A 12,247-nucleotide genomic window follows, 5' to 3' on the forward strand; every position below is an offset into this window, starting at 1 on the left:
GTCAGTCGTTGCTTTCTTTGTTGTCGACGCGGTAGCTGAAGCTGAAGCCAAAGCCCTGGAACAGCACCACGTCAGCCAGTTGCCGGGACAGCTCGGCAGCGCTGGCAAGCTTGGTCTTGGGTACATAGAGCATGTCTTCGGGCTGCAGATAGGCGAGCTTCTGGCTACCGCCGGAGAGGGCCTGGTCGACGTCGTAGTTGACCGCATGCACGGTGTTGCCTTCGCGGCGCATGATCACCACCGAGCCGAGCTTGGCCTTCAGGGTCGGGCCGCGGGCCAGGGTCAGGGCCTCGAGCACCGACACCGGACGACGGATCTGGAAGGCGCCCGGCTGGCCGACTTCGCCGAGCACGTAGATCTCGTTGGCGGCAGTGGACTTGAGCAGCACATCCACGCTCATGCGCCCCGGCAGGCTGGCGTAACGCTCGTTGAGGTAGTCACGCAACTGGTTGACGGTCATGCCCTGCAGCGGCACCGAGCCGATTTCCGGGAAGGTCGCGCGGCCGTCGTTGCCCACCGTGATGTCGCGGCTCATGCCGGTGCCGGGGTGGCTCAGGGCGTTCTTCAGGTTGACCTCGTCGGTCATGGGGCTGAGCACGCGCACCGTTACCTGGTCGCGGTTGGGCTTGAACACGCGCTTGTCGTTGTAGGCCTGGCGAATGGCGCTCTCCGCTTCGCTCGGGGTCAGGCCCTCGACGCGCACCGACGCGTTGGTGGATGGCAGGGTGATGCTGCCGTCGGGCTGCACCAGCTGCTGGCCGTTCAGGCCGCTGGCGGCCATGAAGTTGAGGTCCAGGGTGTCACCGGACTGGATGCGGTACACCCCGGCAGAGCGGTTGCTGACGTGGAAGATCACTTCCAGCACGTCCTGTGGCCGCAGCACCTGTTCGCGGCGGGCGACTTCGGTGGCCTGGCTCTCGGCCGCTGGTGCGGTGAGGATCTGTACCGGCATTTCGCGGCTTTCCTGGCTGGCGCAACCGGCCAGGGCGAGCACGCACAGGGCAATCGAGGGGTATCTCATGGCGATCATGGCGTGCGTCCTCTCACAGGTTGTCGTACAGCCACTTGGGCATGTAGTACTTGCGCTTGTTGAACACGCTGCCGATCAGCCGCGCGCCAGCTTGCGTCAGCCGTTGGGCGGCGGCCTGGGCCACTTCCCAGCGGGTTTCCTCGGCGCACACCACCAGGATCACGCCATCGACCAGGGTGCCGATCACCAGGCTGTCGGCGCTGGCATAGATGGCTTCGCCGTCGATCACCACGAAGCGGTAGTAGGCGGCGAACTGGCGCAACAGGATACGCAGGCGCTCCGGGTCGAGGCGGTCGCGGCCGCGCTTCCAGGTGCCCGCCGGGAGCACGTCGAATGGTTGGTCGGACAGGTGCACCACGCAGTCCTGCGCCAAGGGTGGAGTGTCCTCGTCGAACAACAGGTCGGTGTAGCCGCGCAGCTTGTTCAGCCCCAGTTGCTGGCTCAGGCCATTGCTGCTGGAACTGCCGTCGATCAGCAGCACCGCACCCGCGCTCATCAGCGCCAGCTGGCTGGCGAAGGCCAGGGCACTGGTGCTGGTGCCGGTGCCGGTGTTGGCCGCGGTCAGCAGCAGGGTGCGCTGGTCGAGGTCGAGGACAGTGGCGGTCAGGTTGGTCTCGCTCGGGTTGGCGATACTCAGGCTTCTAGAAGTGGAACCGTCCATCTCAACTTGCTCCGTGGCCAGTGAAAACCTTGAACGGGGTCTTGAGCAGGATTTTCAGATCCAGCAGCAGGCTCTGTTCGTTGATGTAGCTGAGGTCAAGCTCTACGCGTTGGTCGAAATCGATGTTGCTGCGTCCGGAGATCTGCCAGAGGCCGGTCATGCCGGGGTAGATCGACAACCGTGCCAGGTGGTTATCCTTGTAGCGGTAGGCGTTGAACGAGGTAGGGCGCGGGCCGACCAGGCGCATGTCGCCGGTGACCACGTTGATCAGGTTGGGCAGCTCGTCCAGGCTGCTGCGCCGCAGCCAACTGCCCACCGAGGTGATGCGCGGGTCCTTGTCGATCTTGAAATCGATGGAGTCGGCGCCGTGCTTGTTCAGGTGGCGTACCGAGTCTTTCAGCGCCTCGGCGTTGGCGACCATGGTGCGGAACTTGAACATGCCGAACAGGCGGCCGCGGTAGCCGGTGCGTTTCTGCACGAAGAACACCGGGCCCGGGCTGGACTTCTTGATCATCACCGCCAGTGCCAGGAATACCGGCGACAGCAACAGCAGCAGGTTCAGCGCCGCCAGGCATGACAGCACGCGGTTGGTCCGCGACAGCGTCCAAGGGCGCCCGCCGACCCGCCCGGTCATCCAGCCACGGCCTTGCATGTGGATGGCGGCATCGATGCGCTGGCGGTGCGCCGGATCCATGCGTTTATCCTGGTACAGCGCCTGCAGCTGGGCGCTTTTCGGTTGTCCTGTCATATCACCCTCCGTTGTTTCGGCTGCTCGCCTGCAGGTTCGCCATCTGTGGCGCCGTGCGAGTAGTAGTGCTTGAACCAGGCGACGAATCGCCCGAGCCCTTCATCAAGGGAAATCGTTGGGGTAAAGCCGGTGACCCGGGCCAAGGCGCTGGCATCGGCACAGGTGGCCAGCACATCGCCCGGTTGCAGCGGCAGCAACTCGATCACCGCATCGCGCCCCAGGTGTTTTTCCAGCAGGGCCAGGTAGTCGAGCAGTTCCACCGGGCGTTGGCCGCCGATGTTGAACAGGCGCCAGGGCGCTGCGCTGCTGGCCGCGTCGGGGCTGAAGGCATCCCACTGCGCATCGGCGCGGGGCGGGTAGGGCAGCAGCCGCGCCAGGCTTTCGACGATGTCGTCGATGTAGGTGAAGTCGCGCTGGTGCCGACCATGGTTGAACAGCTGGATCGGCCGGCCTTCGCTGATGGCACGGGCGAACTGCATCGGCGACATGTCCGGGCGGCCCCAGGGCCCATAGACGGTAAAGAAGCGCAGGCCGCTGCAAGGGATGCCGAACAGATGGCTGTAGCTGTGCGCCATGGCCTCGTTGGCTTTCTTGGTGGCGGCGTACAGCGACAGTGGATGATCGACTGCATCCTGCACCCGGTATGGCGTGCGCTGGTTAGCGCCATACACCGAGCTGGACGAGGCGTACAGCAGGTGCTGCACCGGGTGGCGCCGGCAGCCTTCGAGAATGTTCAGGAAGCCCGCCAGGTTGCTGTCCAGGTAAGCCTGGGGATTCTGCAGCGAGTAGCGCACACCGGCTTGCGCAGCCAGGTGCACCACCACCTCGGGGCGCTCCTGGGCGAACAGCCGGGCCATGGCGTCGCGGTCGGCAAGGTCCAGGCAGTGCAGGGGGAAGTCACCGACGTTCTGACGCACCCAGTGCACGCGAGCGTGCTTGAGCGACGGATCGTAGTAGTCGTTGAAGTTGTCCAGGCCCAGCACCTCATGACCGTCGCGCAGCAGGCGCAGGCAGGTGTGGGCACCGATGAAACCGGCCGCGCCGGTGACCAGCACTTTCATGGCGCGCCGACCTGTGGGGCGCTCTGGTCGGGCGCGACCTGGCGCAGGCCGATGCCGCTGTAGTGCAGGCCGTGGGCGGCGACCTGCTCGGGGTTGTACAGGTTGCGGCCGTCGATGATCACCCGTGCGCGCAGCTTGCTGGCCAGCAGCGAGAAATCCACCACGCGAAAGTTCTTCCATTCGGTGCAGATCACCAGGGCGTCGGCGTCCTGCAGGGTGTCGTCGCGGGTGGCGCACAGTTGCAGGTCGTCGCGGTAGCCATACAGGCGCCGGCATTCGTCCATCGCTTCGGGATCATAGGCCCGCACCGTGGCGCCTTCGTCCCACAGCGCTTCCATCAGGTAGCGGCTCGGTGCTTCGCGCATGTCGTCGGTATTGGGCTTGAAGGCCAGGCCCCACAGGGCGATGGACTTGCCGCGCAGCCCGCCCAGGCGCTGCTTGAGCTTGGCGAACAGGATGCGCCGCTGCTGGTCGTTGACTTCGTTGACGCTCTGCAACAGGCGCAGGGGCATGCCGCTGTGCTCGGCGGTGTGCAGCAGCGCCTTGATGTCCTTGGGAAAGCACGAACCACCGAAACCGCAGCCGGGGTAGATGAAGTGGTAGCCGATGCGTGGGTCCGACCCGATGCCGCGGCGCACCGCTTCGATGTCGGCCCCCAGGTGTTCGCTGAGGTTGGCCAGTTCGTTCATGAAACTGATGCGCGTGGCGAGCATGGCGTTGGCGGCGTACTTGGTCAGCTCGGCGCTGCGGTTGTCCATGAACATCAGCTTTTCGTGGTTGCGGCAGAAGGGCGCGTAAAGCTCGGCAAGCTGGTCATGGGCGACCTCGTCATGGGTGCCGACGATGATCCGGTCGGGGCGCATGCAGTCGGCCAGGGCGCTGCCTTCCTTGAGAAATTCTGGGTTGGACACTACGCGCACCTGCAAATGGCCCTTGCCCAGGCGCTGCAGTTCGTCGCGGGCCAGGGTCACGACCTGGTCGGCGGTACCAACCGGTACTGTGGATTTGACGATCAGGGTGCGGTCGGCCTCCATCAGCTCGGCAATCTGTCGGGTGACGTTGAGCACATGGCTCAGGTCGGCCGAGCCGTCCTCGTCAGGTGGGGTGCCGACGGCGATGAAGATCAGTTCGGCATGGCTGACCGCGTCGCTGGCCTGGGTGCTGAACAGCAGGCGACCTTCCTTGATGTTGTCTTCCAGCAGGCCCGACAGGCCCGGCTCGCTGATCGGCGGGACGCCCTGGCGCAGTTGGTTGATCTTGTGGGCATCCACGTCCACGCACAGGACCCGGTGGCCGACGTCGGCAAGTGCCGCCGCTTGTACCAGTCCTACGTAGCCAGTGCCAAAAACGCTCACGTCCATGTCGGCGTGCCTCGTATGGATGAGTAAGGGGTATGAAACAGTGGTGTGATTTCTGTATAGCTCAGCTCGCGGGAAATGCGTCAAACCAATGGCATGTTTCGTCGCATTTACAGACGCTAAACAAAACGGCCATTGGCCACCAACCCTTTTCCAATCCGGGGTTTAGCGTTGAAAGCTACTGGCATTTGGCCGTTCGATGAACCGATGAACGGTTGCAGGCCACGAATAATACGGGGTCATGACGATAGAGCGTCTCAACCGCGATACGTTTTTTGCGCCAGAATATGGCGTTGAGATACCGTCGGAAAATTGACTTTTCCGGCTTGTGATTTGTTTCAAGACTGCTACGGTTTGAATGAAAACCCATGACCGGAGTGGTTGAATCATGCGCGGATGGATCAAGCTGGCCCTGTTGTTCCTCTACCTGGCGAGCTTTCATGGCTATTACCGGGAGCGGATAGAAGCGCTGGGTCTTGGCCTGCCTTTGCTGCTTTACCTGGGCGTGGCGGGGGTGCTGGTGGTGGGGCTGCTGCTGGCGGCGTGGATTCGCCCAGGTTGGCTGCGCTGGGTGCTGGCGTTGGCTTTTGCGGTGAGTGCGCTGTTCTTCGATGCTTATATGCGAATCACCGATTCCTACCTCACCTACAGTGCGTTCGTGTCCATGGTGTATGCCGGTGGCTTCATCCAGGAAGCGCTACAGCAGTACCACTATGCGATCACCTTGGCGGCGTTCAACGCGCTGCTGGTGCTGTTGGGTGTGGGGTTGCGCCCGGGCGCTGTGCTGCGCCTGCCGCGCCTGGTGCCCGTGGTCGCGCCATTTCTGGCGCTGGCGTTGCTGGTCGGTGTGCTGTTCATCCGCGCTGGCGAGGGGGCCCGCGGCCTGCCGGTGATGTACACACCCTTGGCTTATGTGAGCCTGTTCGGCTACGAGGCGCTGCATGACCGTGTCGGCCCACGCGAGCCGGTGAGCCTGGCGCAGTCCGGCAAGCCGATGGCGCGCGATATCGTGCTGATCATCGACGAGAGCATTTCGGGCAACTACCTGGACCTCAACACCCCTGCCGGCGTGGCGACTCACCTGCTGCAGCCGCACCCAGGGGTGAGTATCGTCAACTACGGCTACGCGGCCTCGGTGGCCAACTGCAGCGCCGACACCAACGTCACCTTGCGTTACGGCGGCACCCGCAGCGATTACCTGCGCATCAATTCGACCCAGCCGTCGATCTGGCAATACGCCAAGCGAGCAGGGCTGGGCACGGTGTACATCGATGCCCAGCGCACCGGCGGCAATCTGCAGAACCTGATGGACAAAACCGAGAAGCGCGACATCGACCGCTTCGTCCAGTTCGACGACACCCCCGTGGTGCAGCGCGACATGGCGGCGCTGGAGCAACTGGTCAGCCTGCTCAAGGATGGCCAGGCGCAACTGATCGTGATCAACAAGGTTGGCGCGCATTTCCCGGTGCACGACAAGTACCCCGACGCCTTCCTGACCTACCAGCCGGCATTGCCGCGTGGGCATTTCGCCGATGTGGCCGACACCGCCACCCGCGACGGCTTCGATGGCCGCCCCGAAGACTGGGTGCTGTATCGCAACGCGTACCGCAATACGCTGGGATGGAACGTGGGCGAGTTCTTTCGCCGCCTGTTCGCCGAGGCCGACCTGAGCCAGGCGGTGCTGATCTACACCTCCGACCATGGCCAGGACCTGCATGAGCGCGGCAATCCGGGCCTGAACACCCACTGCGACAGCGACCCGGTGATGGAGGAGGGGCTGGTACCGCTGGTGGTGATCCAGGGCACGGGCGTCAAGGCCCTGGACTGGCAGGCGCACCTGGCACAGAACCGCAACGCCTCTAGCCACTACAACATCTATCCGACGCTGCTCAAGCTGCTGGGCTATGACGCCGCAGCCGTCACCCGTATCTACGGCCAGGCGCTGGATGTGCCGACCGATGACCCGTTCACCTTCAACGTGCGCTTCAACGCACGGCTGGGCGCCAAGCCGGACTTTCGTCACATCGACCTCAGCCAGGTGGTGACCCCTGAACAGGCCAAGGGTGTTGCGGTGACTGCGGCGCCCTGAGCGCAGATGCCGTTGCGGCAGGCGCGGGGCAAGCCCGCGCCTCCAGGCGTCAGTTGGCTCGTGCGGCGTTCAGTGCCCCGGCGCGCGACACGCGCAGGGCCACCAGGCTGCCCAGCACGATCACTCCGGCCAGCGAGTACAGCGCAGCGTCGGTCGAGCCGGTCTGGTCCTTGATGAAACCAACCAGGTACGGGCTCAGGAAGCCGGCCATCTGGCCCACCGAGTTGATGATCGCCAGGCCCGCGACGGCCGCACTGGCGCTGAGCAGCGCGGTCGGCATCGGCCAGAACATCGGCAGGCCGGTCAGGGCACCCATGGTGGCGATGGACAGGCCGAGGATGGCCACGGTTGGGTTGCTGGCGAAGTTGACCGCGATCAGCAGGCCGATAGCGCCCATCAGCATCGGCACTACCAAGTGCCAGCGGCGTTCGTTGCGCAGGTCCGCCGAGCGACCGACGATGATCATGAACACACCGGCCAGCAGGTAGGGGATCGCACTCAGCCAGCCGATCAGCAGCGGGCTGTCGAAGCCCAGGTTCTTGATGATCGATGGCAGCCAGAAGTTGATCGCATAGACGCCGCTCTGGATGCAGAAATAGACGAAGCCGAAGGTCCAGATCAGCGGGTTGGTCAGCACGGCCCACACGCTGTCGCCGGTGGTGCTCGGCTTGCTCGCGGCATCGGCGGCGAGGTCCCTGGCGATCAGTTGGCGCTCGCTGTCCGACAACCAGGCCGCCTTCTGGTAGCCATCGCTGAGCAGGAACACCGCGAGGATGCCCAGCACCACGGTCGGCAAGCCCTGGATCAGGAACATCCACTGCCAGCCCGCCAGACCGTGCTGGCCGGCGGCGAAGTGGTCGAGAATCCAGCCGGAGAACGGCCCGCCGAGCAGGCCCGAGACCGGTATCGCCGACATGAACAGGGCCATGATGCGGCCGCGGCGGTCAGCCGGGAACCAGCGCGAGAGATACAGGACCACGCCGGGGAAGAAGCCGGCTTCGGCGGCGCCGGTGAACAGGCGCAGCACGTAGAACTCCATCGGCGTGGTGACGAACAGCAGGCAGGTCGAGAGCGTGCCCCAGGCGATCATCATCACCGCGATCCAGCGCCGTGGGCCGAAGCGGTTGAGCGCCAGGTTGCTGGGCAGGCCGCAGAGCACGTAGCCGATGAAGAAGATCCCGGCGCCCAGGCCGTAGATGGTCTCGCTGAACTTCAGCGCGTCGAGCATCTGCAACTTGGCGAAGCCGACGTTGACGCGGTCCAGGTAGTTGAACAGGTAGCAGATGAAAATGAACGGGATCAACCGCAGGGTGATGCGCCGGTACAGCGCATTGCGGCTGGGGTCTTGGCCTTGGTCAGGGGCAGGGCTGTGTGCCATGATGAAATTCTCTGTTGTTATGGTTGTCACGCGGCGCCTGTCCCGGCGCTCGCCTTAAACGAGTCTCGGCGAGCAGGGCGCCGCTGTCTTTGTGCTTTTGCACAGCGTAGGGCACGCACGGCTGTGCTGCGGAACAAAGTCTGTCACTGCAAGGAACCCACATGTTCGAGCTTGACCACGACCTGGCCCAGGATATCGTCGACCGGGCGATGGCGATCCTGCCGTGCAACGTCAACGTCATGGACAGCCAGGGCCTGATCCTGGGCAGCGGCGAGCCAGAGCGCATCAATACCCGCCATGAGGGCGCGCAACTGGTCCTGGCCAATGGGCGCATCGTCGAACTCGACAGCGAGGCGGCCAAATGTCTCAAGGGCGTGCAGCCAGGGGTGAACCTGCCGTTGATGCTCGACGACCGATTGATCGGCGTGCTCGGCCTGACCGGCGATCCGCAGCAACTGCGCACCTACGGCGAGCTGGTGCGCATGACCGCCGAGATGCTCCTGGCCCAGCGTCACCTGCAGATCGAGCAACAGTGGCGCCGGCAGCGCTGCGACGATCTGCTGGCGCTGCTGCTCGGTGGCAGTGGCGAGTCCCCCCGGCTGGTGGACGAAGCCCGGCAACTGGGGCTCAAGCCGCAACTGCCTAGGGTGCCTTGCCTGTTCGAACTGGAGGCTGGGCCACCGGGCGAAGCGCTGTCGGCCTGGCTGACCAGCCGCTACCCCGACAGCTGGTGCGTAAGCCCGGCGCGTCAATCGTTGCTCTGGTGTCGTCCGGCAAGCGTGGCGCTGGACGAGGTGCGTCTGATCGAACGCTTGCAGCGCCATGGCTGGCAGGTCCAGCGCCTGGCCCTGGGCAGTGTGGCGCAGAGCCTGGAACAACTGCGACGAGGTTACCGTCGGGTCCGCGACCTGTTGGCGTATGGCCGCGAGGTAGTGCCCGGCGAGCGCGTGCTGAGTTTGTCGCGCTATCGCTTGCCGGCGTTGCTCTGGCGCCACCGCAACGATGATGCCCTGGACGAGTTGCTCGAACCGCTGCAACGCATCCGCGCCAAGGATGCCAGCGGCCAATTGCTCGCCACCTTGCGTGCCTGGTGCGCCCATGACGGACAGAGCCAGGCATGCGCCGATGCCTTGGGGATCCATCGCAACAGCCTGCGTTATCGACTGGAGCGAATCGCTGAACTGGGCGAGGTGGATCCGCTGCGTCTGGAAGGGATGCTGAGCCTGTACCTGGGCTTGCAACTGCTACCCGCCGAGTGAATCCCGGATCCGGGCAGTGGCATTTGCCCAAACAACCAGCCGGGTGTTTTGTGCATCCGACCGAGGCCGCTCTGGCACGCAGCTGTCAGCATGCGGGCTAACAGGACCAGGAGATTCCCCATGAAAGTCGTCATCGCCCCCGATTCGTTCAAGGACAGCCTCGATGCCGCCGGTGTCGCCCGGGCGATCAGCGCCGGGCTGGCCAAGGTCTGGCCCGAGGCGGAGCGAATCGAGTGCCCGATGGCCGATGGCGGTGAGGGCACCATGGAGGCGATCGTCGCGGCCACCGAGGGCGAGCAGCGCCGCCAGGTGGTGCGCGGGCCGCTGGGGGCGCCAGTGGAGGCGAGCTGGGGCTGGTTGGCGCAAAGCCGCACCGCGGTGATCGAGATGGCCCAGGCCAGTGGCATCCAGTTGCTGCCCAGCGCACAGCGCGATGCCTGTCGCAGCAGTACCTGGGGCACCGGCGATCTGATTGCCGCAGCCCTGGCGGCAGGTGCGCAGCGCATCGTGCTGGCCATCGGCGGCAGCGCCACCAACGACGCTGGCAGCGGCATGCTGCGGGCCTTGGGCCTGCGCTTGCTGGACCGCGAAGGCCAGGCACTGGCCGAGGGCGGCCTGGCCCTGGCGCAACTGGCACGCATCGACGCCAGCGACCTCGATCCGCGCCTGGCCGAGGTGCAGTTCGAGGTGGCGGCGGATGTCGACAACCCCTTGTGCGGGGTCAATGGTGCCTCGGCGATCTTCGGCCCGCAGAAGGGCGCAACGCCCGAGCAGGTATTGCAGCTGGACCAGGCACTGGGGCATTTCGCTGATCATTGCGCGCAGTTGCTGGGTGAAGACCTGCGTGAATCGCCCGGTTGCGGTGCGGCGGGCGGCATGGGCTTTGCGGCCAAGGCCTTCATGGGCGCGCGTTTTCGTCCTGGGGTCGAAGTGGTGGCGGAGCTCGCCGGGTTGGACGGGCTGGTGCAGGGCGCGGACCTGGTGATCACCGGCGAAGGCCGTTTCGATGCCCAGACCCTGCGCGGCAAGACCCCGATGGGCGTGGCCCGCGTGGCCAAGCGTCACGGTGTGCCGGTGGTGGTGATTGCCGGGACCTTGGGGGAGGGCTACGAGGCGTTGTATGCCCATGGCATCGATGCCGCGTTCGCCGTGACCAGCGGGCCGATGACGCTTGAGCGCGCTTGTGCCGAGGCTGGGGCGCTGCTTGAGGGGCGGGCGGGGGATATCGCACGGTTGTGGCAGTTGGCGCGGGGGGTGTAGGAGACATCTTTTTCAAGGGTTTTGTGTGGGGGCTGGCAGGTGCTCGCCGAGAGATTTTTAGTGCTCATGAGATCGAGCGCCGCCCGCGCGGCGCTTCGCGGGCAAGTCGGAGCGCCGAACCGCCGCCCCCACATTTGTTTCCGGCCAGTTATGCCTGCGCCACAGGCGCGCGACCGCCTGGTGTGTACGACTCGGTACCGCGTCGTGCGCCAAAGGGGTCGCGCGAAGATGCCACAGGATTCATTGGCCCGAAACAAACTGTAGGGGCGGCGGTTCGGCGCTCCGACTTGCCCGCGAAGCGCCGCGCGGGCGGCGCTCGATCTCATGGCCATTAAAAATCTCCCGGCGAGCACCTTCCAGCCCCAACCCCCCTTCCAGCCAACCTCCTCTAGCTCCCCATCCCCCCAATAGCGCACGACCGTTCATCGGATCAAAACGTTATTTTGTAACGGCTAATAGCACTTTGATAGCGGCGCTCGGTCTTTCCTGAGATGCTGCATCACATTCTCCTTTGAAAGTGACGGGCCCCCGGAAGTCGGGGCCTGACGGCCACCAGGGAAGCTGGCTTGCAGGATGCGTGCGTGCTCTACCACACAACTGTTTGCAAGGTGTCCCATGTTCGATCGCAAAATCAAAGCTCGGCTCGCGGCAAGCGAAGCCGAGGTCAAACGCCTGCGCGCGCTGCTCGACCCAATGGAACGAGGCAACCTGGCCCTGCGCCTGGACGCCGAGCGCCGGATTAGCGCCTGTAACGAAGCCTGTTCGGCTGCGCTGGGGCATCCGCATGGCGCCTTGATCGGCCAGGCCCTGGCTGATGTGGTGCCGGGTTACGTGACCGCTCTGCCGTGCTATCGGCGCTTCAACGAGGCGCTGTCACGCTTCGAGCCGATTCGTGACGATTACCGCTTCCTCACCCGCGAAGGCCGGTTGATCTGGCTGCACCTGACCTGGCTACCGGTGCGCGGCGACGATGGCCGTCTGGATTACGTACAGGGCTACGGCAGCGAGGTCACGGCACAGATCGACAAGAGCCGTGAGAACGGTGCATTCGTCGAGGCGCTCTTGCGCTCCACTGCGGTGATCCAGTTCGACCTGGTAGGCAATATCCTCACGGCCAACGAACAGTTCCTCGGCGCCATGGGCTATTCGCTCACGCAACTGGTCGGCCAGCACCATCGCCTGTTTTGCCCGAAGGAAGAGGCTGCAGGTCCCGCCTACCAGGAGTTCTGGAAGACCCTCAACAGCGGGCGCTATGTCGCCGGGCGCTTCCGCCGATTGGACAGCCGGGGGCAGGAAGTCTGGCTGGAGGCCAGCTACAACCCGGTCTACGACGCCGAGGGCAAGATCAGCCGGGTGATCAAGTTCGCCTCGGTGATCACCGACCAGGTGCGCAAGGAGGACGA

Annotated in this window: 9 protein-coding genes and 1 pseudogene; 4 read left to right on the plus strand and 6 right to left on the minus strand. The window is 64.8% G+C overall.

Annotated elements, in window-relative coordinates; translation table 11 throughout:
• Position 1: 1 nt before the first annotated feature.
• Genes VA602_RS19975 through VA602_RS19995 form a run of 5 tightly spaced genes read right to left on the minus strand, consistent with a single transcriptional unit; the run spans position 2 to position 4,861 of the window.
• On the minus strand, positions 2-1,021 hold the full coding sequence (locus VA602_RS19975) for a polysaccharide biosynthesis/export family protein (RefSeq protein WP_054893969.1): 1,020 nt from the start codon (positions 1,019-1,021) through the stop codon (positions 2-4).
• Between the two features lie 22 nt (positions 1,022-1,043).
• On the minus strand, positions 1,044-1,691 hold the full coding sequence (locus tag VA602_RS19980; RefSeq protein ID WP_323454097.1) for a CpsD/CapB family tyrosine-protein kinase: 648 nt from the start codon (positions 1,689-1,691) through the stop codon (positions 1,044-1,046).
• A gap of 1 nt (position 1,692) precedes the next feature.
• Positions 1,693-2,439: a sugar transferase gene (locus tag VA602_RS19985; protein ID WP_054893959.1), complete on the minus strand. Its 747-nt coding sequence runs from the start codon at positions 2,437-2,439 to the stop codon at positions 1,693-1,695.
• Positions 2,436-3,500, minus strand: coding sequence for an NAD-dependent epimerase (locus VA602_RS19990; RefSeq protein WP_153774920.1), 1,065 nt, complete (start codon positions 3,498-3,500; stop codon positions 2,436-2,438). Before VA602_RS19990 ends, VA602_RS19985 begins: the two co-directional genes overlap by 4 nt.
• On the minus strand, positions 3,497-4,861 hold the full coding sequence (locus VA602_RS19995) for a UDP-glucose dehydrogenase family protein (RefSeq protein WP_063544520.1): 1,365 nt from the start codon (positions 4,859-4,861) through the stop codon (positions 3,497-3,499). Before VA602_RS19995 ends, VA602_RS19990 begins: the two co-directional genes overlap by 4 nt.
• A 385-nt stretch (positions 4,862-5,246) precedes the next feature.
• On the opposite strand from VA602_RS19995, the gene VA602_RS20000 reads away from it, so the two are divergent.
• On the plus strand, positions 5,247-6,947 hold the full coding sequence (locus tag VA602_RS20000) for a sulfatase-like hydrolase/transferase (protein ID WP_323454098.1): 1,701 nt from the start codon (positions 5,247-5,249) through the stop codon (positions 6,945-6,947).
• A gap of 49 nt (positions 6,948-6,996) precedes the next feature.
• Here VA602_RS20000 and VA602_RS20005 read toward each other — a convergent pair whose 3' ends face one another.
• On the minus strand, positions 6,997-8,325 hold the full coding sequence (locus VA602_RS20005; RefSeq protein WP_054893963.1) for an MFS transporter: 1,329 nt from the start codon (positions 8,323-8,325) through the stop codon (positions 6,997-6,999).
• A 161-nt stretch (positions 8,326-8,486) separates the two neighbouring features.
• On the opposite strand from VA602_RS20005, the gene VA602_RS20010 reads away from it, so the two are divergent.
• The 3 genes and pseudogenes from VA602_RS20010 to VA602_RS26855 form a co-directional block, all read left to right on the plus strand.
• On the plus strand, positions 8,487-9,584 hold the full coding sequence (locus tag VA602_RS20010) for a sugar diacid recognition domain-containing protein (protein ID WP_054893964.1): 1,098 nt from the start codon (positions 8,487-8,489) through the stop codon (positions 9,582-9,584).
• Positions 9,585-9,704: 120 nt separating this feature from the next.
• The gene (locus VA602_RS20015) at positions 9,705-10,844 is read left to right on the plus strand and encodes a glycerate kinase (RefSeq protein WP_323454099.1); all 1,140 of its coding nucleotides are present in this window, start codon (positions 9,705-9,707) and stop codon (positions 10,842-10,844) included.
• A 693-nt stretch (positions 10,845-11,537) separates the two neighbouring features.
• Positions 11,538-12,230: pseudogene (locus VA602_RS26855) on the plus strand (PAS domain-containing protein); the annotation flags it as partial.
• Positions 12,231-12,247: the final 17 nt, after the last annotated feature.

Source organism: Pseudomonas machongensis (assembly GCF_034961125.1).
GTDB lineage: Bacteria > Pseudomonadota > Gammaproteobacteria > Pseudomonadales > Pseudomonadaceae > Aquipseudomonas > Aquipseudomonas machongensis.